At 71.6% G+C, this 26436-nt stretch carries 22 protein-coding genes and 1 pseudogene; 9 read left to right on the forward strand and 14 right to left on the reverse strand.

Going from position 1 to position 26436, the window contains the following annotated elements:
• Nucleotides 1-61: 61 nt before the first annotated feature.
• The 3 genes from ACOOE8_RS17005 to ACOOE8_RS17015 are packed head-to-tail and all read left to right on the forward strand — an operon-like array spanning nucleotide 62 to nucleotide 3293.
• A complete protein-coding gene (locus ACOOE8_RS17005) occupies nucleotides 62-985 on the forward strand; it encodes a WecB/TagA/CpsF family glycosyltransferase (RefSeq protein ID WP_420392594.1) in 924 nt (307 codons plus the stop codon).
• Between the two features lie 3 nt (nucleotides 986-988).
• Nucleotides 989-2050, forward strand: a complete 1062-nt coding sequence (locus ACOOE8_RS17010) for an NAD-dependent epimerase/dehydratase family protein (RefSeq protein ID WP_420392595.1) — start codon at nucleotides 989-991, stop codon at nucleotides 2048-2050.
• A 7-nt stretch (nucleotides 2051-2057) separates the two neighbouring features.
• Nucleotides 2058-3293, forward strand: coding sequence for a polysaccharide biosynthesis/export family protein (locus tag ACOOE8_RS17015; protein ID WP_420392596.1), 1236 nt, complete (start codon nucleotides 2058-2060; stop codon nucleotides 3291-3293).
• A gap of 63 nt (nucleotides 3294-3356) precedes the next feature.
• On the opposite strand, the gene ACOOE8_RS17020 is transcribed toward ACOOE8_RS17015, so the two are convergent.
• On the reverse strand, nucleotides 3357-4406 hold the full coding sequence (locus ACOOE8_RS17020; RefSeq protein WP_420392597.1) for a hypothetical protein: 1050 nt from the start codon (nucleotides 4404-4406) through the stop codon (nucleotides 3357-3359).
• A gap of 27 nt (nucleotides 4407-4433) precedes the next feature.
• Between ACOOE8_RS17020 and ACOOE8_RS17025 the strand changes: the two genes are divergently transcribed.
• A complete protein-coding gene (locus ACOOE8_RS17025; protein ID WP_420392598.1) occupies nucleotides 4434-5327 on the forward strand; it encodes a glycosyltransferase family 32 protein in 894 nt (297 codons plus the stop codon).
• Between the two features lie 13 nt (nucleotides 5328-5340).
• Here ACOOE8_RS17025 and ACOOE8_RS17030 read toward each other — a convergent pair whose 3' ends face one another.
• The 5 genes from ACOOE8_RS17030 to ACOOE8_RS17050 all read right to left on the reverse strand — a co-directional run bounded on the left by ACOOE8_RS17030 (nucleotide 5341) and on the right by ACOOE8_RS17050 (nucleotide 10737).
• Nucleotides 5341-6243 carry a sugar kinase gene (locus ACOOE8_RS17030; RefSeq protein WP_420392599.1) on the reverse strand — a complete coding sequence of 301 codons (903 nt, stop codon included), beginning with the start codon at nucleotides 6241-6243 and terminating at the stop codon, nucleotides 5341-5343.
• A gap of 72 nt (nucleotides 6244-6315) precedes the next feature.
• Nucleotides 6316-6891, reverse strand: a complete 576-nt coding sequence (locus ACOOE8_RS17035; protein WP_420392600.1) for a DUF427 domain-containing protein — start codon at nucleotides 6889-6891, stop codon at nucleotides 6316-6318.
• Between the two features lie 7 nt (nucleotides 6892-6898).
• On the reverse strand, nucleotides 6899-7171 hold the full coding sequence (locus ACOOE8_RS17040; RefSeq protein ID WP_420392601.1) for a DUF1294 domain-containing protein: 273 nt from the start codon (nucleotides 7169-7171) through the stop codon (nucleotides 6899-6901).
• Nucleotides 7168-8526, reverse strand: a complete 1359-nt coding sequence (locus ACOOE8_RS17045) for an alpha/beta fold hydrolase (RefSeq protein ID WP_420392602.1) — start codon at nucleotides 8524-8526, stop codon at nucleotides 7168-7170. The genes ACOOE8_RS17040 and ACOOE8_RS17045 overlap by 4 nt, the downstream gene beginning before the upstream one ends.
• A 159-nt stretch (nucleotides 8527-8685) precedes the next feature.
• On the reverse strand, nucleotides 8686-10737 hold the full coding sequence (locus ACOOE8_RS17050; RefSeq protein ID WP_420392603.1) for a hypothetical protein: 2052 nt from the start codon (nucleotides 10735-10737) through the stop codon (nucleotides 8686-8688).
• A 27-nt stretch (nucleotides 10738-10764) separates the two neighbouring features.
• Here ACOOE8_RS17050 and ACOOE8_RS17055 point away from each other — a divergent pair, with 27 nt between their 5' ends.
• Entirely contained in the window at nucleotides 10765-11040 is a 276-nt protein-coding gene (locus ACOOE8_RS17055) for a DUF2256 domain-containing protein (protein ID WP_420392604.1), read from the forward strand.
• On the opposite strand, the gene ACOOE8_RS17060 is transcribed toward ACOOE8_RS17055, so the two are convergent.
• Together ACOOE8_RS17060 and ACOOE8_RS17065 are read right to left on the reverse strand one after the other, a co-directional pair.
• Nucleotides 11012-13036: a hypothetical protein gene (locus tag ACOOE8_RS17060; RefSeq protein WP_420392605.1), complete on the reverse strand. Its 2025-nt coding sequence runs from the start codon at nucleotides 13034-13036 to the stop codon at nucleotides 11012-11014. The genes ACOOE8_RS17055 and ACOOE8_RS17060 overlap by 29 nt on opposite strands.
• Nucleotides 13037-13049: 13 nt before the next feature.
• Nucleotides 13050-14228: a vWA domain-containing protein gene (locus tag ACOOE8_RS17065; protein ID WP_420392606.1), complete on the reverse strand. Its 1179-nt coding sequence runs from the start codon at nucleotides 14226-14228 to the stop codon at nucleotides 13050-13052.
• 440 nt (nucleotides 14229-14668) lie between these two features.
• On the opposite strand from ACOOE8_RS17065, the gene ACOOE8_RS17070 reads away from it, so the two are divergent.
• Together ACOOE8_RS17070 and ACOOE8_RS17075 are read left to right on the forward strand one after the other, a co-directional pair.
• On the forward strand, nucleotides 14669-15328 hold the full coding sequence (locus ACOOE8_RS17070; protein WP_420392607.1) for a hypothetical protein: 660 nt from the start codon (nucleotides 14669-14671) through the stop codon (nucleotides 15326-15328).
• Nucleotides 15329-15691: 363 nt separating this feature from the next.
• Nucleotides 15692-16632 (forward strand): annotated as a pseudogene (locus ACOOE8_RS17075) (IS630 family transposase); the annotation flags it as partial.
• A 262-nt stretch (nucleotides 16633-16894) separates the two neighbouring features.
• On the opposite strand, the gene ACOOE8_RS17080 reads toward ACOOE8_RS17075, so the two are convergent.
• The 4 genes from ACOOE8_RS17080 to dapA all read right to left on the reverse strand — a co-directional run bounded on the left by ACOOE8_RS17080 (nucleotide 16895) and on the right by dapA (nucleotide 20424).
• Complete coding sequence (locus ACOOE8_RS17080; RefSeq protein ID WP_420394751.1) at nucleotides 16895-17164, reverse strand: hypothetical protein; 270 nt, start codon at nucleotides 17162-17164, stop codon at nucleotides 16895-16897.
• Nucleotides 17165-18188: 1024 nt separating this feature from the next.
• On the reverse strand, nucleotides 18189-19004 hold the full coding sequence (locus ACOOE8_RS17085; protein WP_420392608.1) for an SDR family NAD(P)-dependent oxidoreductase: 816 nt from the start codon (nucleotides 19002-19004) through the stop codon (nucleotides 18189-18191).
• Nucleotides 19004-19480: an SsrA-binding protein SmpB gene (gene smpB / locus ACOOE8_RS17090; RefSeq protein WP_420392609.1), complete on the reverse strand. Its 477-nt coding sequence runs from the start codon at nucleotides 19478-19480 to the stop codon at nucleotides 19004-19006. Before smpB ends, ACOOE8_RS17085 begins: the two co-directional genes overlap by 1 nt.
• 68 nt (nucleotides 19481-19548) lie before the next feature.
• Entirely contained in the window at nucleotides 19549-20424 is an 876-nt protein-coding gene (dapA, locus tag ACOOE8_RS17095) for a 4-hydroxy-tetrahydrodipicolinate synthase (protein ID WP_420392610.1), read from the reverse strand.
• Nucleotides 20425-20798: 374 nt separating this feature from the next.
• Here dapA and ACOOE8_RS17100 point away from each other — a divergent pair, with 374 nt between their 5' ends.
• Both ACOOE8_RS17100 and ACOOE8_RS17105 read left to right on the forward strand, forming a co-directional pair.
• On the forward strand, nucleotides 20799-22766 hold the full coding sequence (locus tag ACOOE8_RS17100) for a transglycosylase SLT domain-containing protein (protein ID WP_420392611.1): 1968 nt from the start codon (nucleotides 20799-20801) through the stop codon (nucleotides 22764-22766).
• A 98-nt stretch (nucleotides 22767-22864) separates the two neighbouring features.
• The gene (locus ACOOE8_RS17105; protein WP_420394736.1) at nucleotides 22865-23620 is read left to right on the forward strand and encodes an alpha/beta fold hydrolase; all 756 of its coding nucleotides are present in this window, start codon (nucleotides 22865-22867) and stop codon (nucleotides 23618-23620) included.
• 15 nt (nucleotides 23621-23635) lie between these two features.
• Here the strand turns inward: ACOOE8_RS17105 and ACOOE8_RS17110 are convergent, their stop codons facing one another.
• Nucleotides 23636-24853: a sensor histidine kinase gene (locus ACOOE8_RS17110; protein ID WP_420392612.1), complete on the reverse strand. Its 1218-nt coding sequence runs from the start codon at nucleotides 24851-24853 to the stop codon at nucleotides 23636-23638.
• A gap of 171 nt (nucleotides 24854-25024) precedes the next feature.
• Nucleotides 25025-26419 carry a methylenetetrahydrofolate--tRNA-(uracil(54)-C(5))-methyltransferase (FADH(2)-oxidizing) TrmFO gene (trmFO, locus tag ACOOE8_RS17115; RefSeq protein WP_420392613.1) on the reverse strand — a complete coding sequence of 465 codons (1395 nt, stop codon included), beginning with the start codon at nucleotides 26417-26419 and terminating at the stop codon, nucleotides 25025-25027.
• Nucleotides 26420-26436 lie beyond the last annotated feature (17 nt).

Below are 26436 nucleotides of genomic sequence, written 5' to 3' on the forward strand. Positions count from 1 at the left end.
TGTCAACCAAAGATAGCACTTGGGCTGGACGAAGGCATGACTACATCCTAAAAGTGAGTACATGCAACGACTGATTGCAATCGTCGACGATGGCACCGACGCCCTGGCTGCGCCGCACCCGCTGGATCGCGGGTCGGCGACGGAGGCCATGCAGCCCGCGCGGCCGCTCGAACGCGGTGGCCTGTCGGCTGACGTCGTGGATCGTCCCCGTGAGGTGCGACGACCGCGGCGTGCCGGCGTCATCGGCGTCCCAGTCTCGGCGACGACCTACGCCGAGGCGGTGGACTGCATCCTGGAGGCGGCGCGGCGCCGCCGGCCCTACACCGTCACCGCGCTCGCGGTGCACGGCGTCGTGGAGGCCTCGCGCGACCCTGGCTTCCGCCGGGTGATCGAGGACTTCGACATGGTGACGCCGGACGGACAGCCCGTACGTTTCGCGCTCAACCTCCTTCACCGGGCCGGGCTTAGGGACCGCGTGTACGGCCCGACGCTGATGCTGCGCCTGTGCGAGCGCGCCGCCCGGGACGGCGTCGGGATCTACCTCTACGGCTCGACGTTGGACACGGTCACACGGCTCGAACGTGAGCTCGTCGCCGGCTTCCCAGGGCTCGTCGTGGCTGGCTCGGAGCCCTCGATCTTCCGCCCGCTCACCGCGGGGGAGAGCGTCGCGCTCGCCCAGCGCATCGAGCGCAGCGGCGCGGGGCTCGTCTTCGTCGGCCTCGGCTGCCCGCGGCAGGAGCGCTTCGCCCACGACCACCGCGACCTCATCGGCGTGCCCCAGGTCACCGTCGGCGCCGCGTTCGACTTCCATGCCAGGACGAAGAAGCAGGCACCAGGCTGGGTGCAGGCGGCGTCCCTCGAGTGGCTCTACCGCCTCTGCCAGGAGCCCCGCCGCCTGTTCCGGCGCTACCTCGTCACGAACAGCCTGTTCGTCTGGCGCTTCGCCCTCCAGGCCATCGCCCTCGGGCTCAAGGGCAGGGCGTAGGCCGTGCGCACGATCCTCGTCACCGGAAGCGCCGGGCTGATCGGCGCGGAGGCGGTTCGGCACTACGATCGGCTCGGCGAGCGCGTCGTCGGCGTCGACAACAACATGCGGGCGACCTTCTTCGGGCCCGACGGCGACACCACGTGGCAGCGCGAGCAGCTCAGGCGCGACTGCCGGCGCTACGATCACCGCGAGCTCGACATCCGCAACCGCGCCGGCGTCGATGCGCTGTTCGCCGAGGTGGCGCCGGACGCGATCATCCACTGCGCAGCGCAGCCGAGCCACGACCTCGCCGCCAAGGTCCCCTTCGACGACTTCGACGTGAACGCGGTGGGCACGCTGAACCTCCTGGAGGCGTGCCGGCGGCACACCCCCGAGGCGGCGTTCGTGTTCATGAGCACCAACAAGGTCTATGGCGACGGCCCGAACCTCATCGTGCTCGACGAGACCGACACGCGCTACGACTTCGCCGACCCCGCCTACGCCGACGGCATCGACGAGACGTTCCCCATCGACCAGACGAAGCACAGCCTGTTCGGCGCGAGTAAGGTCGCTGCGGACGTCATGGTCCAGGAGTACGGGCGCTACTTCGGGATGAGCACGGTGTGCTTCCGCGGCGGCTGCCTCACCGGCACCGGGCACTCCGGCGCCCAGCTCCACGGTTACCTCGCCTACCTGTTCAAGGCCGCAGCGACCGGCCGGCACTACACGGTGTTCGGCTACAAGGGGAAGCAGGTCCGCGACCAGATCCATAGCCGCGACGTGGTGTCGGCCTTCGACGCCTACATCGCCGCGCCACGACCGGGCGCGGTCTACAACCTCGGTGGCGGCAGGGCGAACAGCGTGTCGATCCTGGAGTCCATCGCACGGATCTTCGACATGACGGGCACCATGCTCGACCACACGCTGAGTTCGCAGAACCGCATCGGCGACCACATCGTATACTACACGGACCTGACGCGCTTCCAGGAGGACTACCCGAGCTGGCACCTTACGATGACGATCGACGCCATCTTCGAGGAGTTCGCCGCCGTCGCCTTCCGCGGCGCTGAAGCTGCGGAGTAGTCGGCTCGTGCTCGCGGCGAAGCGCGCGCTCCTCGCCGTCCTCATCCTCGTGGCGTCGTCGCTCGCGGCGGCGGCGCAGTACGCCCTCCAGCCCGGCGACACGGTGCGGGTGGAGGCCGCTGGGGTGGCGGACTTCCAGCCCTCCGCCACCATCGACGTCGACGGCAACCTTACCGCGCCGCTGGTCGGGACGTTCCAGGCCTCGGGAATGACCCTCGCTGACGTGCGTGATGAGATCGCGCGCAGGCTGTCCGCCAGCGTGCTCAACCGTCGGCTGATCACCGGCGAGGAGATCGGCACCGTCATCGAGCCGCACGAGGTCGGGGTGACGATCGATGAGTACCGACCGGTCTACGTGGACGGGGACGTGACGCGTCCCGGCGAGCAGGCCTACCGTCCTCAGATGACCGTGCGCCAAGCCATCGCCAACGCGGGCGGCGTCAGCGTCGTGCGCGGGCGGGACGAGGAACCGTCGGCTGAGCTTGCAAGGCTGCAGGGGGAGTTCCAGAACCTGCAGGTCAGGCTCGCCAAGCGGCTGGTCGAGGAGGCTCGGCTGATCGCCGAGCTCGACGGGCGTCGGGAGTTCGATGCGCCGCCGCTCGAGGGGAGCGTGGAGCCGGGCTTCGTCGACCGGCTCGTCGAGCTGGAGGGCGACTTCATCGAGGCGCGCGCGGAGCGCCTCGAGGGCGACAAGGCGTCGCTCGGCCGGGCCATCGCGAAGGTCGAGGAGCGGCTTGAGTTCCTGCGCGCGCGCCGCGTCAAGGAGGAGCGCGCGGCGGCGGCGGACGCAAAGTTCGAGGAGACGGTGCGTCAGAGCTTCCAGCGCGGGCTGATCCCCATCAACCGTGTCGCCGAGGCCGAACGGTTGGCGCTAGCCTCGGCGGCTCGCGTCCAGGAGGTCAGCGCCAGCATCGCGCAGACCGCCAAAGAGATCGAGGAGATGATGCGCGCGCGCAACCAGCTCGACGAGTCGCGGCGCGTCGATCTCGTGGAGGCCACGGCCGCCGCCGCGACGGAGATCGCGCAGATGCGCGGGCGGATGCGCGCCCTCGCCGAGGAGATGCTGTCCGCCGGCGCGGCGCCGAGCGCGCTGTTCAACCGCAACCGGGACACCTCCGTGACGGTCCACCGCAGTGCGGACGGTGCCGGCGCCATCATCGACGCTGCGCTCGACGCGGCGCTGTTGCCTGGCGACGTGGTCGACGTGGAGCTTGTGCCGTTCGGCCCGGCGAGCGGGTACTGACCTGGATCGGACGCACCAGCGGCCGGGCACCCTCGGGCAGCCCGCGCGGGCGGCCAGGGCACCTTACCTCGTCCTCAACAGACCGAGGATGCCCCGACCCTTCGTGGCGCGACGCCTCGTGGGCGGCGCCGCGCCACCCTCCACGAACCGCGCGCCGTGGTAGTCGCCGTCCTCGATGGCCTCGAGCGCCGCGGCGAAGGCGGTGCGGTAGGCGCCCTCGAGCCGTCGGCCGTAGCGCCGGATCGAGCGCATGACCTCCTTCGTGAACATTGTCGAAAGCGGCTCGCGCGTTCTGCGGGAGGGGTCGCTGAGTCGCATGCCGAAGGCCGCCTCGAGGTAAAGGAGGTCGTCGGCGCCGAGCGCTTCGGCCGCGGCCAGCGCCTCCTCGGTCAGTGCGAACTTCGGGCCTGCAATGCGTGAAAGCGGCTTGCGACGGACGCGCAGTGAGGGGTCGGCCTGATCCATCAGGCTCTTGAGGACGACTGCGGGGGTCGTCAGGCTCTCGTTGCGGTCCTCCAATGTGAGCGCGTCCTGTGCATCGGCGCGGCCCATGCGCGTCAGCAGATCGCGCTGCACCGCACCGCCGGCGAGGGCTGCGCGCTCGAATGGGACGACCAGCACCTGGTCGCGCCCGAACGCCTCCACGTACTTCTCCAGCCGTGGGCGGTAGCGCCGGTAGCGCGGCGCGGCGTCCACCTCCGCGAGCCGGGCGTGGCCGGACTTGACGAGCTGCTGCGACAGGCTCGCCGCCTGCTCGACCGGGTGGCGAACGTAGGCGACGACGAGGACGTCCGTTACGATGCTCGACAGGTGCTCGGCAAGCGCCGAGACGCCGGCCGGCTGCATCGCTGCCAGGGATTCGGCGGAGAACAGGATGTCCCCGCCATCGAAGGCTTCGACCTGCCTCGCCAAGGCCGCCAGATCCGCCTCGCGGCCGTCAACAGCGCGGGACTGACGGCCGAAGGCGGCAGCGAGGAACGTGTGGTCAGCGCCGACCTCCGGCACTAGGATGCCCGCGGCCGCGAGGTCAGCGCGCGAGCGGAGCAGCGTCGCGAGGGTCGACGTCGTCCCGGTCTTCTCGAACCCGATGTGCAACACCGCGCGCTTCGACATCCCACGACCTTAGACGGAACGAGCCACATGGCGCACGGCGAGCGACGCGACACTCGCAAGCGGGCGGACCGCACGGAAGCGAGGGCGGACCGACCGCGCCGGCGCATCGCCACGCCGGAGGCCCGGTCCAAGTGGCAGGCCACCAACGCAGCGCGCGAGCGGCTCGAGGCCCTCGCCGGCACGGACGGCAAGGGCCGGCTCGACATCACCGCGCTCGACTGGACGGCGCACTTCCGAGCCGGTCCCACGACGCCGCGCCGCGTCGTCCAGTTCTGGGACCGCAACCCGCCGGACCAGATCCTGACGTTGATGCGCCGGGTGGAGGAGGTCTGCCGCGAAACGGGCTACGAGCATGTGGCCTACGATCTGGAGGGCGCCCGCGCGCGCCTCGCGGCGACGGACGCGGCGTGGGTCGACGCCTTCGATGGCGCGTTCCATCCCTCGATGCAAGCCGACATCCTCCGCGTCGTTGAGCTCGCGCACCACGGTGGCATCTACATCGACGCCGACATGACCTTGTCGCGCCCGCTCCCCTTCGCCCCGCCCCCGGTACCGTTGTTCGCCCAGTGGGCTCACGGCTCGCGCACCAACGTCGCGAACTGGTTCCTGTGCGCGCCGCCGGGCGACCCGGTGCTCCGCGCCATCCTGCAGCGCATGGCCCGCAAGCTGGCGCAGGCTCCACGCGAGGCGGACGGCCGCTTCGTGAAGCAGAGCCTGTTGGGGCTGACCGGGCCGGTCATGCTCTCCCGCGCCCTCGAGCGCCACATCCGCGCCGACCCCGACGCGCGGGACGTGGCGGTGATGCCCGTGCGCTGGTGCCATAGCTTCGTCGAGCCCGCCCGCCGGTTCCTGCAGGCGAAGGTCGAGTACAAGTCGAGCGGCCTGCACTGGCGCCGTGCGGCGGAGGGGTCGACGGGTTAGCCTGCCCCGAGGCTCAGGCCGCCTCCGCCTCAGGAAGTCGGGCGCGCATGGCCGTGACGTCGTCGAGGGAGGGGAGGGAGGCCTCGTTGCCGAGGTGCTGCACCGCGTAGGCCGAGGCCGAGCGCGCGAAGTCGAAGTGGTCCGCCCAGCCGAGCTCGGGGCGCTCGAGCGCCGACCAGAAGTAGGCGCCGTGGAAGACGTCGCCGGCGCCGGAGGTGTCGACGACCTCGCCCGCTGGAACGTTGCGCGCTGGCATGGTGCGCGCCTCCCCGCCGGTGCCCTCGTACCAGACGAGGCCGCGCTCGCCGAGCGTCACCGCGCCCACGGTGACGCCGCGCGCTCGCAAGTAGTCCAGCATCGACAGGGGGTTCAGCTGCATCTGCTCGCACATGCGCTCCGACACGACCGCGACGTCGATGGCGGTGAGGAGCTCATCCGTCTCGGCGCGCGCGGAGCCGCCGTCGAGGGAGGTGAGGACGCCCCGCTCTCGGCACTCGCGCGCGTAGTGGATCGCGGCGTCCGCCATGTGGCCGTCGACGTGGAGGCCGCGGATGCCGGCAAGGTTCAGCGCTGGGTACGGGTGCAGAAACTCGGCATCGCGGCAGCGCACGATCGCGCGCTTGCCGTCGCTCGGCATGATGAAGGACAGCGACGACTCCGCGACCTTGCGACCGTGCACCGAGATCCCGTAGCGCGACGCCATGTCGAGGAACATTCGCGCCAGCCAGTCGTCCGCCTGCTGGCACAGGAGGTCGCACTTGAGGCCGAGCTTGGCGGCGCAGAACGCGGCGGTGGTGGCGTTGCCGCCGAAGGCGACGGCATAGTCTTCGGCGATGGTCTTCTCGTCCCCGGTCGGCAGGGTGTCGGCCAGGAACGTGATGTCGATGTAGGCGTGACCAATGAAGAGGGCCTCCATCCGCGTCCTCCGTGCATGATGGCTTGAGGGTCGCCGAGGACCCCGTCCCGCGCAAGTCGGTGCTACGCGCCCTCACCAGCCTTCGGTGCCGCGTTCGCCCTTGATCGGCCCGGCAAGGCGCGACGTGACCCAGCCCGCGTAGTACCCGCCGGGCTGCGGGCGCACGCGCTCGTCGTCGAGCCATGCCTCGTCGACGCGCCCGGGATAGAAGGCGATGAGCCCGGCGATGGCCGCGTAGCCCTCGGCGAGGTCGTCGAACGGATCGGGGTAGGTGTAGGCGGCGTCGCGGCTGACCCTGTCCTGTGCGGTGAGGTCGTAGTACACCGCCGCACCCTTCCACTCGCACACGCTCATGCGACCGTTCAGCGACAGGAGCGTGAGGTCCACGTCCCGCGTCGGGAAGGCGACGACCGGTGCCGAAGCCGTCTCGACGACGCGCACCGTGCTGCAGCTGTCCGCCACGGTGCGTCCGGCGAACACGACGCGGGCGCGTGCCGACGAGGGCTGCACGGCCGGCGGACGCGGGAAGTCCCACACGGACTCCTGCCCCTCCCGCACCGCCTCGCGCGGCGGACGATGCGCACCGGCCCAGGCAGCCCGACCGGATCGCGCGCGCTGCAGGAGGCGAGCCTTGTCGGGCAGATCCACGCTGACCCTACACCAGTCCTGTGACCCACGCCGCGAGCACGCCCACCTGTATTGCGGAGAGGGCGAGGACGACCGCGCGGAACGTTTGCTTGCGCGTTTTGTGCCTGATCACGGAGGCGCCGACGAGGATCGCTGGCGTCGCACCGAGGGCAGCGAGGGCGATGAGGACGCGCTCAGGCACGCGGCGGCGACCTGCGATGGCAGCACGCTTGTCGAGCCAGAACACGATGAGGCCGACGGTATTGACCGCGACGAGCCACGCGAGGGCAGCGCCGATCAACCCTTCTTCGAGGCCGACCGCCTCTTCGCGGACGACCTCGATGCGGACGAGGCGCCGCTCGCCGCCCTTCCGCGGCCGCCCGAGGTCGTGCCTTGATCGGTGCCGTCATCTTCGTCGGCGTCGTCGAATGACTGCTGGTCGTTGGACGACCCGGCCGCGGCGTCCTCGTCGGAGAGGAGGCCAGCGTCGGCATCGGGCGGGGCGCCTTGGTCGTCCTCCTCGACCTCGCCCGAGGCCGTTTCGAGGATGGCGGCGGCCACGCGCGCCGCCCCGGAGTGGTGGACCATGTGACCCGACGCGGGCACCACGATGAGCCGTGCGTGGGGCACGTCGCCGGCGAAGCGGCGGGATTGCTCGTCCGGATCGAAGATGCCGTCGCCGCTGCCGGTGACGACGGTGACGGGGCACGCAATACGCGGATAATGCTTGCCGATGCGCTCGGCGGTGCTGTCGACCCGAGAACCCTCCTCGGCACCGGCGTCGAGCTGGCTCGTCCTTGTCACGAGGCCCGCAGGGTACTCCTCGTGGAAGCGCCGCGGGACGGGTTGCGGCTCGAAGCTGGCACGGATCATCGCAGGCAGGGCCGCGCGGGCGATGGACGGGGCGACGGTCATGCGCGCCAGGGGGCCGAGGATCGGCACCGCGGGCGCCGTCGCCGCCGCCTTGGCGTGCGTCGAACCGGGGTAGTACACCCCTGCAATGAGGACCAGCGCGCGGGCAAACCCCTCGTGCTGCAAGGCCAGCGCGATCGCCGGCAGCACGCCGTAGGAGTGCGCCACCACGACCGCGTCGTGCGCACCGAGGCGGTGGAGGAGGTGGGCGATGGCGCGCGCCTGACGCTCCGGGGTCCACCGGCTGTGCGCCGGACGGTCGGAGTAGCCGTGCCCGGGCCGGTCGATGGCGATGACCCGGTGATGCGGCAGGAGGAGGTCCATCAACGGGGAGATGAACCAGTCCTCGAGGGTGGTGCCGATGCCATGCAGCAGCACGATCGGCGAGCCCTCGCCGATGTCGGTGTAGTGCAGCGTGGTGCCGTCGACCTTGAGGAAGCGGCCGATGGGCGGATGCTCAGCTTCGGCGGACGAGCGCTTGCCGGCTTGGTACATCACCGCGGTGAGGAGCGCCGCACCACCGTAGACCGCTGCCGGCGTCAGCCAGCCAGACGCCTTGTTCGGGGGGGCAGCGGCGCGTTCCCGCGGCTCGTCGATCGGCGGCCCACGCTCGACGAGCCGGTCACGCTCGAACGCGGGATCCGGACCCGCCGCAAGCTCCACCTCAGCCTCCCGCTCGGGCGCGAGGTCCCCATCCTTGACAAGGGTGGCACCTGCCGGCGCCGTGTCGTCGGCCATCGTCATCCCGCTCTTCGACCTCGACGGGCTGCTCATGCCGTCAAGGTCGTCGCATCCAATGGGAACGCGCCGCGCTCATCCACGCGGTGAGCGTGACGCGCTCCGGGAGACAAACGGAGCACGCGGCACAACGGTTCCGTAAGCCGCCTCGCGACCGGCTTCCGGTTACTGCGCCGCAGGACCGTTCGCGGTGATCGAGAAGCCCATGAGCCCGGGCAGCGCCTGAGGCGCGGTCATCGCAGCGCCCATGATTTGCGCGAGGGGCACCGGCGCGGACGGAGCCGCCGTCACTGCGAGCGACTGTGGGTCGGACAGGAACGTCTCGACCTCGGTGGCGATGGAGGCGCCGAGCGCAGGGTCACCGGTGAGCGAGCCCACCTGCAAGGCGACCTGCTGGGCGATGCCGGCGACTAACTCCTCCACGGACACCCCCGACTGCTGCGCCACCATGCCGAGGAGGAAGCGCGTCAGCCCCATGTCGGTGAACCGCAGCGACAGGTCGTCGAGCGCGGCGGTGACGAGCGCCTCCTGCGCGCGGCTCGGCTCGGCGAACACGACGCGGGGGATGCCCGACAGCCGGGTCGAGGCGGTCAGCTCGCCGACCCCGCGAACGGCCATGTCGTGGTCGAGGGTGACCTCCTGGGTCGCCTCGTCCCACCCGAGCGTCAGGTTCGCGTCCGCCTCCACGGGGTCCGCGCCGAGGGCGGTCAGCATCTGCTGCGTCATCGGGTCCTGCACCATCGCCGCAGGCATCGAGAGCCCGTCGAGAACCAGCGTGAGGCTCGTCGGGATGGCGGAGACATAGTTCTCGGCCCGCGCCTCGAACAGGCCGAGCCGGAGGCTGCCGATCTGCGGACCGCCCATGGCGACGTCGCGCACGGCGACCCTGCCGACCGTGGGCAGGGCTCCCGTGATCATGGCTGCGCTGGGCGGTCGCCCGCCCATCTCGAGGCCTGCCATCGCCGTCTCGAGCACGGACACGACCGCCTCGCGCGGCGGGAAGGCGAGCTCGCCAACCTCCATCGCGCCGACGCGCAGCTGCGTGCCCGCGACGTCGATGTCGATTCCGTCGAGGGCAAGGCGGCCGAGGCCCGCGGCGCCGAACTCCTCGATGGCGAACTGGGCGAGCGCGGCGTTGCCGTCCATGAAGGCGACGTCGACGTCCTCAAGCGCGTACCCGCCGATGCCCATGGCACCGTACATGTCGACAACGAGCGTCAGGAGGGCCGCGGGATCCAAGTCCTCGCTCGCCACCAGGGTCACGACGAGGTCGTCGAACGCCCGCATCAAGGGACCGCGGCTCGGGTCGATGGTAAGGTCCTCGATGACCGAAGGCCCGACGGTGATGCGCAAGGCGTCGCCACCGTCCACGACGATGCCCTCGTAGCGCATCGAGCCGAGGAACTGCTGCGGCCCGTCTGCGGCGTCGGTGCCGGTGAACAGGGCGATCAGCGGCTTGATGTCGACCTCGGAGCCCGACACCGGGCCGTAACGCACCTCGACCTCGATCGGCGCGAGGGTGTCGGGGTTTGCCGGGTCCATCGCGGGGTTCGGCATCGTCTGCGTGCTGACGACCTCATCGTAGGCGAACGAGGCGAGCACGCCGTTGTCCACCGGTCCGAAGGAGGCGCCATCGTAGTCGATGTCTTGCTCGCCATCGCCATATCGTCCGCTGACGCGCCCGAGGCTCACCCTGTCGTAGGACTGCGTCGCAACCCAGTCGAGCAGTGGCGCAAAGCGCGACACCGGCGCGGACGGGTCGGCGGCGACGCGCGGGAGCGGCGCCCAGCTCGCGTTCTCCACGAAGTAGTCGTTGACGGTGAGCGTGTAATCGAGGGGGGCGTCGGCTCCGCCCGTCAGCGCCACGGACAGGGTCGAGGACGGGACGGAGATGCGGTCGGCGCGGTACCGGTCGGCGGCGCGCTCCAGCCCCTCGACCTCCAGCGTCGGGGCGGTGACCGAGGCGCGGATGCTGAGCGTCTCTCCCCCCTCGGCGCTGAACTCGCCGGACCACTCCATGGCGACGTCGCTCACACGGACCACCTCACCGTCGGACGCGACGGAGCCGACGGTGGCGCTCGTCGCGCCGAGCGCCTCGGGGCTCGTCAGGAAGTCGCGCACGGCCTGCCCGTCCTCCAAGGTCGTGCCCTGTGCCAGCGCTGGGATCGAGGTCAAAGGGACGGCGACGAGCGCCGAAGCGAGGGTGCGCAACCGCATGGTCATGCCCTTTGGGAGAGGGGACGGGTGTCGGCGCCGTTCTGGCACAGGTGCCCGGACGAACCAAGCATCAGCGGGAAGGGTCGAACGACGAAGGAGTCGCAGTTGCCTCAGAAGACCTGCGTCGTCTGCCAGCAGCGGTTCAGTCGGCGGAAAAAGTTGGCAGTCGTGTGGCAGGACGTCAAGTATTGTTCGGCACGATGCGGCAGCGTCAAGACCGTGCCAAGCTGTCGACGACTTCGGATGGCGGTCCCAGCTCGACCCGCGATCATCGCTAGTCTTGGTGGACGAGCTCCACGTTGAGGAGGCGAGGCAGCGCCGTCGGCGCGAGGGCGAGGCTGCCGAGCTGGAACAGCGGCACCGGCCGGGGCGGCGCGGCGCGCAAGGTGATCCTGCCGCCGGTGTCGAGGAACGCCGCTGCGGCGGCGAGCGCCTCGGGCGGGAGGAAGCCGCGGTCGACCACCTCTGTGCGCAGGAGGTCGAGGGCGGTGTCGCGCCCCGACGCCCACGGCAGGCCGCGCGCCTCCTCGAACGCGGTCATCGCCATGGCGAGCCCGCCCTCGTCCGACGCCGTCAGCGAGGCGCGCTCCAACGTTGCGAGCGCGAGCGCCTCGAGGACCCGCTGGGGCTCCTCGAGGACGCGGCGCGGCACGCCGGCGAACGCGAGCGTGAACTCGTAGGCGCCGAGACCCGGAACCCGCGTCGCGCTGCGCAGGCGCACGCGCCCGTCGGGGAACCAGCGGAACGTGGTGCGGTCGTGAACGCGCAGCGTGTCGGTGCCGAGCACCGCGAGAAGCTGCTGTATCCCCTCGTTCGGGCCGGCCTTCAGGCGGACCTCGTAGGCGCTCTCCTGCGCGACCTGCGCCGGCAGCCGGCCGACGTGCCCGTCCATCACCAGGTCGTAGCGCGACAGGGTAAGCCCGAACTCGCCCTCACGTATGGCGCCGTCGCGCAGCGACACGCGCGTCAGCTTGGGAAGCGCGGACAGGGGTGCCAGCATGTCGGCCAGGCGCGCCTGCATCTCCGCCGGCGAGCGCGGCGGTGCCTCGTCTTCCGCCGCCTCGAAGCGCGCCACTCGCTCCACGGCCTCGGCGAGCGCCTCCGCCGTCGGCAACGACAGGCCATCGAGCCCGGCGCTGCCGAGGGACAGCGTCAACGGGCCGACGCTGGTCTCGAACCCCTCGACGCTCGCCGAGATCGGACCCGTCATCGTCAGGTTGTTGATCGCCGCCGAGCCCAGGGCGGAGCGCACGGGCCCGCCGTCCTCGGTGGTGCCGCTGCCGGTCACCCCGCGAACGGCAAACTCGTCCAGCGCGAAGCCGTCCCAGAGCGGCGCGACGGCGGAGAGGACCACCGCAGCGTCCGGCGTCCGCCCGGCCGCGGCGATCGACAGCATGGCGTCGATGCGCGTCGCGAGGGAGGGCGCCGCGGGCGCCATGCTGAGCCCGCGCACGACGACCTCCTCGACCTCGGTCCGCTCGCCGCCGACGTCGTAGGCGAGGTCCGTGAGGCGCGCCTCCTCCAGGATGGGCGTCGCCGGACCCGAGGTGGCGAACACCGCGTCCGCGAGCGCGCCAAGGTCGATGCCTTTCGCCACGAGCGGGGCGGGCCGCGTCGCGGCGGTCGGCACCAGCACGGTGAGCTGCTCGACGGCGCCGTCCGCGATGCCCTCGGCGATCGCCCGCGGCAGGTCGTTGGGAGCCCCCTCGGCAAGGCTCGCGGCGTCCGTCGCGAGCCCGTCCGGCCAGTCCACGGTCACCGCGTCCGCCGCCATCGCGCTCAGCCAGCGCATCGCCGGCTCGACGGCCGCGAGCATCGGCGCGTTGCCCTCACCGGTCTTCGGGGCGGCCGGCCAGGACGGCGCCTCGACTGCCAGCCTGCCGAGCGGCAGCGCGACGCCCTCGTCCGCCCCAGCGACGGTCAAGAGGAGCTGCGCGGAGGGGACGCGGATCGCCTCGGCAAGGTAGCGCTCCCCGTCCAGCGACAGGCCGTCGACGAGGACCATCGGCGCAGTCATCGCGACGATCACGCTGCCCTCGGCGGCACCGCTGATCGACGGGGGCTCCAGCACGAACTCGGCCGTCACGTCGACCAGGAGCAGGGTTGCGCCGGCCTCATCAACGTTGCCGATCTGCAGCGAGCGCAGGCCAGGGACCCGACGGTCGGCGAGGAGGTTGCGCGTCGCGGCGACGGGGTCGAACGGCGCGTCAGCACTCGCCCCACCGCTCGCCGTCGTCTGCGCCGGCGCGGGCGAAGCCAAGAGGATGCAGGCGAAGAGGGCTGGGACGACACCGCGCATGGGTTCCTCCGCGTCAACCGCCGAGCGCGGCGGCGAGGTCAGCGACGCTCTCGACCGAGTGGATCGGCCGCATGGCGTCCACGTGGGGCAGCAGCGTGCGCACGCCAAGCGCGCGCGCCTCGAACCCCTTAAACCGAAGCAGCGGGTTGAGGAACAGCAGCCGGCGACAGGACCGGTGCAGGCGGTCCGCCTCGAGCGCAAGCGTGCGCACGTCGCCGTCGCGCTCGAGCCCGTCGGTGACGAGGAGCACGATGGGGCCGCCCGACAGGACGCGCCGCGACCAGTCCTTGTTGAACGTCCTCAGCGCCTCGCCGATGCGCGTGCCCCCGGACCAGTCGGCGACCTGGCTCGAGGCCATGGCCAGCGCCTCGTCCGGGTCGCGTCGCGTGAGAGCGCGCGTGACGTTGGTGAGGCGCGTGCCGAACAGGAACGTCGCGACGCGCCGTCGCTCGCCGAGCGCATGAAGGAAGTGCAGCATCACGCGCGAGTAGTCTGCCATCGAGCCGGAGATGTCGCACAGCGCGACCACGGGGGGCGCCTTGATGGCAGGCGCGGTGAGGCGCGGCGCGATGAGCTCGCCCCCCGTGCGCATGGCGCTGCGCATGGAGCGCCGGGGGTCGAAGCGGCCGCGTGGGGCGGCGACGCGGCGGCGCGTTGCCACCCTGTCGACGTCGAAGGCGAGGCGGGCGATGGCGCGCCGCGCCGCCTCCAGCTCGGCCGCCGACATCTGCGCGAAGTCCTTGGTGCGCAGCGTTTCACGGTCCGAGGCGGTAAGGCGCGCGTCGAGCTCGACCTCGGTGGGCGGCGTCGCCTCCGGCCGGCGCGGCGGCGACAGGGCAGCGGAGACCCTCGCTGCCCCAGCGCGGGGCGCCTCAGGCGGGCGTCGCTGATCGACTACCGGCGACAGCAGCTCCATCATCTTGTCGAGGAGGTTGCGGCCACGGAAGAAGGCATCGAACGCGGCATCGAACACGGCGATCTCATCGTGCCGGCGCACGAACACGGCCTGGAGCGCGGCGCGCACGTCGGTGCGTGAGGCGATGCCCGCCGCCTCCACCGCGCGCACGGCGTCGACCGCGTGGGCCGGGCCGACGGGCAACCCCGCGTCACGCAGGACGCGAGCGAACACGGCGATGTTCTCGGCGAGGCGCCCCGACGGGGCGGCGGTCTCGCCGTGGGGGGTGTTGGTCATGGCACGGCGCACAGTGGCACGGGCGGGCAAGAAGTTCGAGCGGATCGAGGTCAGCAGCGTCGGGATCCTCGATGGGATCGGATTGGGAGGCGGGACGCAGCCTGCGAGCGCCGCACCGCTGCCGCCTCATAGCGCCCCTTGAGCGGTGAGCGGCCAACCTGACGGGCCGACGCGGACGCGCCCCACGGCAGGTAGGGTCCACGCAAGCCAACCACCTTTAAGTTGTACCGCGTCGAGCCGCGAAGGTCCGGTCCGGTGGAGGGTGTTGTGGCGGATCCCGAGGCGTTCGTGTTCGACGTGCTCCAGGCCGCGCCGGACATGTTTCCGATGAGCGCCATCGTATCGGTGTTCGCCGAACGGCTCGCCCGTTCCGGGGCGCAACGGTCGAGGAGGACGGAAGGCAGGCCACCATAATCACCTCGCTCGCGCGGATGGAGGTGGTGCAGCACGCCGGGCGCCTCTCATCACTGGACGTCAACACGCCGTTCCGGGGACCGTGGGACGCCGGCTCCGCACTCCACCGTCACATCACCCGCATGGTTCTGCGCGCCGTTCCCTTCGACAACGACCTTGCGGGTCGCCTGGCAGCAGCGGAGGTCGGCCTCGTCGTGTCGACGATCATCTGTAGCCTACCGACCAGCCGAGCGTTGGCGGTGCACGTAGAGGGCTCCGGCGTGGTCGTGCCTGCCCGGGCGTCACACGGCATCCTGCGCACCCTCGTCGTCGGCGAAGTGCCCATCGACCCTCTGGTGGCGTTCTCCACCCGCGCCGCGACGGACCCACGGGCCGCGGGCGCGGCGGCCGCGCTTACCCGCGGGCTCTTGCCCTTCGTCGGCTACGAGGTAGTCGTCGCCCCGCGGCCCGGGATCGGAGCGCGCGCCGCTCGGGACGTGGCCTACGCCGCGTCGCTGCGGATCCTGCGCGAGGGGATGGAGCTCGCCGACGGGACGGCCGTGCGCATGACGGCGCGCGGCGACCCGTTCGTGGTGCAACGCCTCCCCATGGGGACGATCGGCGGCGCCCCGGTCGCGCTGCTCGTCGGACCAAGTGGCCTCGCCGACCGCGCAACGCTCGCGACGCTGGCGGACCCGCCCGCATAAAGAATCGCGGACGGGGAACCCGACGTGTCACGGTCGGACGTCGAGCCGACCGTAGCCAGCCGCTCAAATGCAGCGCACCGAAAGTGATCGGCGGAGTTGCTTGCGGATGGCCGCGCAAAGGGATCGGCCGAGGGATCAAGGGAGCACGTTCGACTCCGCCACGATGAGGCCCGGTGCATGGCTCGCCCGGCTGGATCGTTCTCGACGCCATGACGGTCGAACCGCCTTCAAGGTCTGATGGGTGGTTCGACGCCTGACCTTCTGCGACCTAGAGTAGTTCGCGCTCGTTGTGTATCGGGTTGGGATTCCGAATCTGGGGAAGTCTGATCCACCGTCATGGCTGGCGGTGGAGGGTCAGCCGTGATGCCCAAGCTGCTCGTTGATGATCTTCGCCTTCGCGTCGTGCGCGCCATCGACGACGCAATGTCCCGTCGCCAGGCTGCGGCACGGTTCGACGTCGCCCCGTCCGCCGCGATCCGATGGTACGAGGAGTGGCGACGGACCGGCTCGTGCCGCGCCAGGCGGGCGACCGCTGGTCCCATGTCACCGAAGCCCACGCGCCGCGCATCCTGGCGATCCTGGAGGAGACCGGCGACAACACTCTGGTGGCGCTGAAGGCCCGGCTCGGCGAGACCGGGGGCACGGTCTCCATCTCCGGCCCTGCCGCGCTTCTTCAGGCGACACGGGATCACGCGTAAACAAGGACCGGCCACGCGGCCGAGCAGGCGCGTGCGGATGTCCGTGCCCGCCGACGCGCCTGGTTCGACGGTCAGGACGAGCTCGACCCGGAGCAGGTGATCTTCATCGACGCGACCTGGGCGAACACGATGATGGCCCGCACCCACGGCCGCTGCGCCCGGGGCGAGCGGTTGCGCATGGCGCTGCCGTTCGGCCCCTGGAAGACGACCACGCTGGTCGCCGGGCCCTCGCTGGCCGGGATCGTCGCGCCAATGGTCCTGGGCCGGGCGCGATCAACGGTGTCGGGTTCGAGGCCCATGTGGAACAGGTTCTCGCGCCGCGCTTGTCGCCGGGCGACATCGTCGTCATGGACAACCTCGGCAGCCACAAGAGCAGACGCGTTCGCGATCTGATCGAGAGCGCCGGCGCCAATCCGATGTTCCTCCCGCCCTACAGCCCCGACTTCAACCCGATCGAGATGGCGTTCGCTAGGATCAAGGCTCTCCTGCGCAAGGCCGCCGAGCGAACCCATCGACGACCTGTGGGACCGCATCGGCGAGGTCCTCGACCTCGTCACGCCAGCACAGGCACGCGCCTACTTCAAAGCCGCAGGCTATGACCCGGATCGAGCGCGAACCGCTCTAGGACGCTCGCGCGAGCAGGCTGCTGGACACGTGCCGTTCGTGGGCGCGCTGCGGATCGCGAGCAGCGCAGCAGTGCGGGTGATGCGAGCGGAGCGGTTGCCCGACGGCCCGGTCCGGTCGTGCCTCGCCGTGCCGTGCCGTGCCTCGCCGTGCCGTGCCGTGCCTCGCCGTGCCGTGTCGTGCCGTGTCGTGCCGTGTCGTGCCGTGTCGTGCCGTGTCGTGCCGTGTCGTGTCGTGCATTGGATCAAGGCGCCGTCACCACCGGTCCGGCGAGGCGTCGGAGGGCGTCGGCGGCTGCGATCGTCGTGAAGGCGGTGTCGACCTCGGCGAGGCTGCCACCTCGGCCCTGGCGAAGCCGGCCTGCGCCTCGATCCGGCGAACACCTCCCGAACCGTTTGCGACGGCGCCGGCTCGCCGCATCGCCCGCGTGGCGCAGCGTCCTGCCGACGAGGACGGTGCGGCGGGTTCGGCCCCGCTTGCCGACCGCGCCGTTGATCGCGATGGGCGGCGTCACCTTGACTCGTGTAAGCGTGCCGACGAACGCCGCCACGTCGCACGCGTGGTCCGCGCCGAGGGTGGTGCGGCGCCGCTGATGGTGATGGCGGTCGAGGAGCGCGAGCGTCGCCTCCGCTCCTCCGGGCCCGTCGTGCGGGCCGCCGGCGCGCCCGCCGCCAGGGGCCGAGCCGGTTCTTTATGGGGACATGGCCCGCGAAGGCGAGCCCGCCCTTGCCGTCGTCGCCCTTGCGGTGGAGCCGGGCGTCGGGCTCGGTGGCGGACGCATGGGTCGCGTCGGAGCGCGTCCCGCCGCGCAAGCCCGCGCCGGCGCTGCGCCCGCTGCCGCCCGGAGGCGGCGTGGCGTCGTCCCTTCCGCCTGAATCTCTTCATAGGGGGCCACGCCTCGATCGGCGTACCGTCGACGGGAAGAGTGCTCGGCCGACATGAGCGCCTTCGCCTCCGGCAGCGCGACGAGCGCGGCACGGAACTCACGTGCCACGTCGCCCTCCATCGGCCGCACCCGATCGCGGGGAACGTGGTCGGATGCCGGATGGCGTTGTCGAGCCGGAGCCCAAGCCCGAGCCCGGCGAACCGGGGGAACAGGAGGTCGAAGTCGACCGCCTCCATGGACTGGCGCTGCGAGCGCACCGAGTAGAGCGCCTGAGCCGCGTCGCCCGGAGCCACCTCTCCGGTGGGATCGACGGGCGGCCCATCCGCGATGGGAGCGCCGCGACCCGCGGATCGAGCTTGTCCGGCGCCGCATCGCAAGGCGCGCGGATCCCGCGCGGAGGGCGGTCCTGCGGCCCCCGCCCCGCGAGCGGCACGGACAAGACCATCCCTCCGACCCGTCCCGCGACCCACGCGCTGCCGATCACGCCCGCTCGCCCCCGACGAGGGAACCACCATCCGGCGACGCTCTCCGCCGACGTCTTCGGCAGCCAGCTAGAGCGGTTCAGGGTTGGGTAGTTCCACCCAACCCCAAGAAGCCTTTCTCGATCAGCGAGCTAGAGCATCTGATCTGGTCCGAGACGACCCAGGATGCTCTAGGCCGGCGGCAAGCGCCGTGGATCGGGCTCGATCGTCGCGGCGAAGTTCGGGACGAGGGCGTCGATCAGCGCGCCGGGGGCGACCGCAGCGGCCATCGCGAGGAGTCGCCAGGGCAGGGGGAAGACGGCCGTGCGGCGGCCTGCCTCCACCGCGTGCACGATCTTGGCAGCGGCGGCGGCGGCGCTCAGCGTGAAGGGCTTCGCGCCGAGGTGGCGGGCCGACATCGGCGTCGCCACGAACCCCGGGCACGTCACCGTCAGCGCGATCCCGTCCGCCTTGAGGCGCGGGCGCAGCGCATGGGCGTACGCCACGAGCGCCGCCTTCGTCGCCGAGTAGACGGCAAGGTCCGGTACCGGCAAGAGCGCCGCGATGGACGCGACGACGCCGATCCGGCGCGTCGGCCGAGACGCCCTCGACTGCGCGCGCATCGCACCCACCACCGCACGGACCGACAGGATCGTCGCCGACAGGTTGGTGCGGACCAGCCGTTCGGTGTCCTCAACGCTCTCCAGGACGTCCGCGCTGGTGGGGCCGGCCGAGACCCCGGCGTTCGCGTAGAACGCGGTCAGCGTGCGGCGTTCGGCGACGCGCCCTACGAAGGCCTCGAAGGCGTCGGTGGTGAGGTCAAGGCGTGCGGTGTGAGCCACGGCGCCAGCCCGCTCGACCGCCGCCGCCGTCGCAGCGAGCCCCTCGGCGGAGCGGCCCACCAGCGCGACGGTGAGCCCCGGACGGGCGATGCGCGCGGCGATGGCGGCGCCGATGCCGCTCGACGCGCCGGTGACGATCGCGAGCGGCGGCGCCTCGGACGCCATCACCCCCGCTCGCGCAGGAGCCGGGCCTTGTCACGCTGCCAGTCGCGCTTCTTCGCCGTCTCGCGCTTGTCGTGCACCTTCTTGCCGCGCGCGAGCCCGAGCTGCACCTTCGCGAGGCCGCGACCGTTGAAGTACATGCGCAGCGGGACGATGGTGAGCCCCTCCTGCGCCACCGCGCCGATCAGCTTGTTCATCTCGCGGCGGTGCAGCAGGAGCTTCCGCGGCCGCTTGGTCTCGTGGTTGAACCGGCTCGCCTGCTGGTACTCCGGGATGTAGGCGTTGTAGAGCCATAGCTCGCCGCCCGACTCACCGGCGTAGGCGTCGGCGATGTTGCTCCTCCCCTCGCGCAGCGACTTCACCTCCGTCCCCTGGAGCTGGATGCCGGCCTCCATGGTGTCGAGGATCTCGTAGTTGAACCGCGCACGGCGGTTCTCCGCGACGGGCCGCGAGGAGGGGTCGGGGTTGGGCTTGGCCATCAGTGCTCTCGGGTCGAAGGGGTGGTCGCACACATGGGAACGGGGCGGCGCGCCGGTACCCCGTCGCGTTACGTGAGGCCAGCGTGCGCCATGGCATGGTCGATGAGCGCCTCCGCCCTCGGGCTCGCTGGCACGAGGGGAGGGCGCAGCTCGTTGTTCAGCTTGCCGAGCTTGGCAAGCGCGTACTTCGCGCCCGCCGGGCTCGGCTCGGCGAACAGCGCGTCGTGCAGCGGCATGAGCGTGTCCTGCAGCTCCAGCGCCTTGGCGTAGTCGCCGGCGGCACAGGCTGCCTGGAAGTCGGCGGTGAGCCGCGGGGCGACGTTCGCGGTGACGGAGATGCAGCCGACGCCGCCGTGCGCGTTGAACGCGAGCGCCGTCGCGTCCTCCCCCGAGAGCTGCGCGAACTGCGGCCCGCAGACGGCTCGCTGCCGGCTGACCCGTGCGAGGTTCGACGTCGCGTCCTTCAGGCCCACGATGTTGACGTGCTCGGCGGCGAGCTCGGCCATGGTCTCCACGGTCATGTCGACCACGGAGCGGGGAGGGATGTTGTAGATGACGATCGGCAACGACGTCGCCCCGGCGACGGCCGCGTAGTGCGCCTTGAGGCCCGCCTGGCTCGGCTTGTTGTAGTACGGCGTCACCACCAGAACGCCGGTGGCGCCGGCGGCCTCGGCGTGCTGCGCCAGCGCGATCGCCTCACGCGTCGCGTTCGAGCCTGCGCCGGCGAGGACAGGCACGCGCCCCGCGGCGGCGGCGACGCACAGCTCGACCACGCGGCGATGCTCCTCGTGGGTGAGGGTCGGCGATTCGCCGGTGGTGCCCACGGGGACGAGCCCCTCGGTGCCGGACGCGACCTGCCACTCCACGAGCTCGGTGAAGGCACGCTCGTCGACCGCACCGTCCCGGAAGGGCGTCACGAGCGCCGTCATCGATCCCTTGAACATCGCGCGCCCTCCCTTCATGCTTCGGATGCGACGGCCGAGGCAGCTCCCGTCCGGGGCTCGGTCGCAGTTTGGCGCGAAACGTTGCCGAAGTGGTAATCCGATCGAGCTACCGGCTGTCATGCACAGTGGGTTCGGGGGACGCAATGCGGTTGTGCACGTGGCTGGCGTTGGCGTTGGTGGGCGGGATGGCGGCCACGGCAGCGCTGGCCGGACCTTTGCCCAAGGGACGCCCCGGCGCACAGGTGGCAACGGGGGTCGAACGCGTCGCCGAGCCCCTGCCACGCCCCCATCCGCGGCGGAACCCCAGCAACGCCACGCCCGCGGTCTCCGCCTTCGCGGCCTCACCAGCCCCTGTGGCGGCAGCCGACGACCCGATGGCCGCCTTGTTCGCCGCCGCGAGCGCGTTCTCCTCCGAGCCGATCACGGCCGCCGACCCCTTCGAGCCGCACGGACGACGGGACGGGTCCCTTAAGGACGCCCTCGACGCCCTACGCGCCGACCGCTACCGCGAGGCCCTCGCCAGGCGCAACGGGCTCGCCGACCCCCTCGATCGGCTCATCGTCGACACCTTTTTGGTGCGGGCAGGCACGCGGCACCTCACGTCCGCGATGCTCGCGGACATCGCAGCGCGGAGCGAGGGCTGGCCGGGCGCCGAGCTGTTGCAGCAGCGCCTCGAGGAGGCGATCGCCCGCGAGGCGCCCGCGCCGGACGTCCTGCTCGCCGCCCTCCAGCAGCGCCCGGTGACGGCGGTCGGCACCCGCCTCGTCGCCAACGCGCTCATGCTGACGGGTCGTGGCGCGGAGGCGACCGAGCGGGTGCGCGCGGTCTGGCTCGGCGACCCCCTGGGGACGGTGCTGCAGGCCGGCTACCTCGAGGACTTCGGCACCAGGCTCTCCGAGGGCGATCACCTTGCAAGGGTCGACATGCTGGTGGCCCAGGACCGGTTCGAGGAGGTGCGCGCCCTGCGCCGCGAGCTCGGTGCCGAAGCGCGCGTTTACGTCGACGCCCGCGTCGCCGTCGCGACGGGATCAGCGGACGCGTCGCAGCGTCTGGCGGACGTACCCCGCGGCCTGCGCCGGCGTTCCGGGTACCTGCTGGCCGAGATCGAGGCAGCGCGGCGGGCGAACGAGGTCGACCGCGCGACGCGGCTGTTCGACGGCGCCCCGAGGGGCACGCAGGTCGACGGCGACGCCTGGTGGACCGAGGCGCGGATCGTCGCCCGGATGATGGCCGAGCGCGGCGAGGGGCGGGCGGCCTACGCGCTCGTGGCACGGGGCCTTGCAACGAGCGTTGGGGCTCGTGCGGATGAGGCGTTCCACGCCGGCTGGTTCGCGCTCCGCTACCTCGCCGACGGTGGGCGCGCCGAGGTGCACCTCGCCGAGCTCGCGGCGATCTCCACGACGCCGCTGTCGCTCTCGCGTGCCGCCTACTGGCGCGGTCGCGCGGCGTCCCTGCGGGGCGACGAGGCGGCAGCGCAGGCTCACCATCGCGAGGCGAGCCGTCACGGGACCACGTACTACGGGCAGCTGTCGCGGGTGGCCCTCGGCCTCTCCGGGACCGGCGTCGGCCGCCCCCCGGCGGCGACCGCCAAGGACCGCCTTGCGCTCGCCCTCTCCAAGGTCGCGACGGCGGCAGCCCGGCTCGTCGCCGCGGGGCACGGCCACCGGGCCGCGCCCCTCCTCGACCACCTCGCCCGAACCGTCCCCACGCCGGGGCAGGCCGTCCTCGTCGCAACGCTCGCGGAACGCGCCGGCGGCATGCGGCCTGCGCTGAGCGTCGCCAAGGCGGCACAACGCACCGGGCTCGACGTCGGCCGGCTCGCGCATCCGATCGGCGCGATCCCGGACGGCGTGCGGCTCCCCGACGGGGTCGACCTCGCGCTCGTCTACGCCGTCGCGCGGCAGGAATCCGAGTTCAACGCCGCGGCGGTGAGTCCGGCTGGCGCGCGAGGGCTGATGCAGCTGATGCCGGGCACCGCTGCCGCGGTGGCGCGGGAGCTCCGCATGGCGCACTCGGCCGCGAAGCTGACGTCCGATCCGGCGCACAACGCCACGCTCGGCGCCGCCTACCTTGCCAAGCGGCTCGACGCGTTCGACGGCTCCTACGTCCTGACGCTCGCCGCGTACAACGCCGGCGCGGCCCGCGCCTCCGAGTGGATCGCACGCTTCGGCGACCCGCGTGACCCGAAGGTCGACCCCGTCATGTGGGTGGAGGACATCCCGTTCCCGGAGACGCGCAACTACGTCCAGCGGGTGATCGAGACCGTGCAGGTCTACCGCGAGGCGCTCGGCACCGGTCGCTTCGCCATCCACGCGGACCTGTCGCGGGGGAGGGCAGGCTGACCGCCTCGCTCACCGCCATCACCCCGGACGGGATCACGATCCACGCCGACGTCTACGGCAAGGACGCCGGCGGGCTTCCCGTCGTCTGCCTACCGGGGCTGACGCGCAACGCGCGCGACTTCACCGCGCTCGCACGGTCCCTCTCCCACACCGACGGGGGTGCGGCTCGGCGTGTGATCGTGGTGGAGTCCCGCGGCCGCGGGCGCTCGGGGCGTGCACCCGGCTCGACCTACACCGCGCCGCAGGAGCTCGACGATCTTATCCGCGCGCTGGACGCCTGGGGCGTGCGCACGGCGCAGTTCGTGGGCACCTCGCGCGGCGGGCTCCTCACCATGCTCCTCGCCATGCACGAGGGTGAGCGCATCGAGCGTGCGGTGCTCAACGACATCGGGCCCACCATCGACCGTTCAGGGCTCGCACGCATCGCCGCCGGGGTCGGGACGCACATGCGCCACGCTTCCTACGAGGCCCTCGCCGACCACCTGTACAAGGTGCAACGCTCGCAATTCCCGCGGATGGCGCGGGCGAAGTGGCTCCGGTTCGCGGAACAGCTCGCCTCGCCGACCGAGGACGGCGGTGTCACGCTCGACTACGATCCAGCGCTCGCCGACAACGTGCGCGGCTACACACCCGCCGATCCGGCGCCTGACTTCTGGCGTGCGTTTGCAATGTTGCGCGACAAGCCGTTGCTCGTCATCCGCGGCGCGCACTCCGACCTCCTGTCGGCGGCGACGGTGGAGGCGATGCGGCGCCGGCACGGCAACCTGAGGACGCTGATCATCCCCGACGAGGGGCACGCGCCGCTGCTCTGGGACCGCCTCGCGATCGAGACGATCAAGTCCTTCCTTGCCTGAAGCGCGTCGGCCCGGTTAGTCCGAACTCGGAGAGGCCGGCACGCGCATTCCGTCGCCGGCCCGTCCCGGCACCGGCCGGCCGCCCTGCACGCCGCCCTGCTTGTCGGTCGTGCGCGCATCCGCCGACGGCCGGGGGCGACCCACGATGGTCGGCCGCTTCATCGTCGGCGCAGCGTGGAGCCTGCCTGACGAGGCCACGTCGTCCGGCCGCAGCTTGTGCGGGATCGTGATGTAGCACGCGGTCCCCTGCGGGCCGGTGTCGCGCTCGATCGCGCCGCCCATGGTGGCGAGGTACATGTCCACGAGGCGCATGCCGAGGCCGGTGGACTTCGGGTCCACGTGGTGCTTGTCGAAGCCGCAGCCGTTGTCGGTCACGGCGATGTGGATCTCGCCGCCGCGCTCCTGCAGGTGGACGCGGATGCGCCCGATGTCCTGACGGCCGTTGAACGCGTACTTCGCCGCGTTCGCCACGAGCTCGTTGACCACCGCGCCGATGGCGATCGCGTCATCCACACCCACCGGCACGTCGTCGCCGCGGACCTCGATGGCCCAGCCGCAGTGCTCGGAGGCAGCCATCTGCTCGATGGAGCGGCACACGCGCCCGAAGTAGTCGAGCAGGCCGACGTGTCCGGTGTTGGCGTTGACCGCGAGGAGCTCGTAGAGCGAGCCCATGGAATCGACGCGCAGGGCAATGCGTTGCAGCACCTCACGCGCGTCGCCGTCAGCGAGCTCGCGCCCCTCGATGCGCAGCATGGACAGGATCGAGGCGATGTTGTTCTTCACCCGATGGTGGATCTCGGTCATCATCGCTTCGGTGTGCTCGAGCGCCTCGTCCGCCGCGCGCGCGGCGAGCACCGCGTTGGTCACGTCCTCGACCTCGATGAGGATCTGGTCCGTCGGCGCGCCCGAGCGCGAAACCTGCCGCGCCGAGAGGTTCAGGATGCGCGCGCCGATCACCGGGAACGTCTGCTCGAGCGTGTAGCCCTTCACGTCGACGTTGTGCGGGATGACGGAATGCAGCAGCGTGCGCAGCGCCGGCTCATCCCAGATGGCGTTCTGGATGTCGAACACCGAGTGGCCAAGGGTCTCCTCCTCGGAACCGCCGAACAACTGGTAGTATGCAAGGTTCGCGAACTGAACGACGTAGTCGCGGTCGAGGACGAGCATCGCCGAGACCATCGAGTTCACGATGTCGCGGTAGTGCACCGAGGGGTCCGTCACAGCTGTACGCATGTTGCACACCAAGTTGGTCGCGGCTCGCCACAATGGCTTCCCCGGCGCAGCACGCTGAGGCCGTATGACGCCGAGGCCGGCTGACCCGAACCTAGCGACCCCGAACCTAGCGACGACGTCCTATACATCAGATTTGTGGCCTTGGCGTTAATGTCGATGAAGCTGGCGAGATCACGCCATCTCGACGCGTCGCACTGCCTCGCGCCAGGCAGCGAAGTCCTGCCGCGCTCGTTCGGTGTAGGCAAGCTTGCGGCCGGGCTTGCCGCGCCGTCCGCCCCGCGCCGCCGCATCGGGGATGTCGAGGGGCGGGAACAGCCCGAAGTTGACGTTCATCGGCTGGTAGGAGCGCGGCCGGTCGGCGCCACCCGCTGCCTCGTCGGTGAGGTGGCCGCCCGTCACGTGGGCGAGCAACGCGCCCATGGCGCTCGTCTGCGGCGGCACCCCGGTCGGCTGGCCGAGCGCCTCGGACGCCGCGAAGAGGCCCGCCATGAGGCCCGTCGCGGCAGCCTCCACGTAGCCTTCGCAGCCGGACACCTGCCCGGCGACGCGCAGGTTCGGCACGGTCCTCAGCCGCAGCGTGCCGTCGAGCAGGCGCGGGGCGTCGATGTAGGTGTTGCGGTGGAGCCCGCCGAGCCGAGCGAACTCGGCGCGCTCGAGCCCGGGGATGAGGCGGAGCACCTCGGCTTGCGCGCCGTGGCGCAGCTTGGTCTGGAAGCCGACCATGTTGAACAGCGTGCCGAGGGCGTTGTCCTGGCGCAACTGGACCACGGCATGGGGCTTATGCGTCGGCGCGTGCGGGTTGGTGAGGCCGATGGGCTTCATCGGCCCGTGTCGCAGCGTCTCGCGGCCGCGCTCGGCCATGACCTCGATGGGCAGGCAGCCGTCGAAGTAGGGCGTGTCCTCGAAGGCGTGGAAGGCGACACGGTCGGCGGCGAGCAGCGCGTCGAGGAAGGCGCCGTACTGGTCGCGGTCCATGGGGCAGTTGAGGTAGTCCGCGCCGGTGCCGCCCGGCCCGGGCTTGTCGTAGCGCGACTGGAACCAGGCGACGTCCATGTCGACGCTGTCGCGGTAGACGATGGGCGCGATGGCGTCGAAGAAGGCGAGCGCGTCGGCCCCGGTCGCCCGGGTGAGCGCCGCGGCCATGGCGTCGGAGGTGAGCGGACCCGTCGCGAGGATCGCCGGGCCGTCCGGCAGGCGCGTCGCCTCGCCGCGCACGACGGTGATGTTCGTGTGCCCCTCGATCGCCCCGGTGACCGCGGCGGAGAAGCCCTCGCGGTCGACGGCGAGCGCGCCGCCGGCGGGGACCTGATGGGCGTCCGCCGCGCGCATGACGAGGGAGCCGAGGTCGCGCAGCTCGGCGTGCAGCAGGCCGACGGCGTTGCTCGCGGCGTCGTCGGAGCGGAACGAGTTGGAGCAGACGAGCTCGGCGAGCCCGCTCGTCTTGTGCGCAGCCGTCATCCGCGCCGGGCGCATCTCGTGGAGGCGGACGTGGATGCCCTCGCTCGCGAGGCGCCACGCCGCCTCGCAGCCCGCAAGTCCCCCGCCGATGACGTCGATGGTTGCCATGGCGACGAGTATGCGGT

The sequence above is a fragment of the Acuticoccus sp. genome, from assembly GCF_965213555.1.
GTDB lineage: Bacteria > Pseudomonadota > Alphaproteobacteria > Rhizobiales > Amorphaceae > Acuticoccus.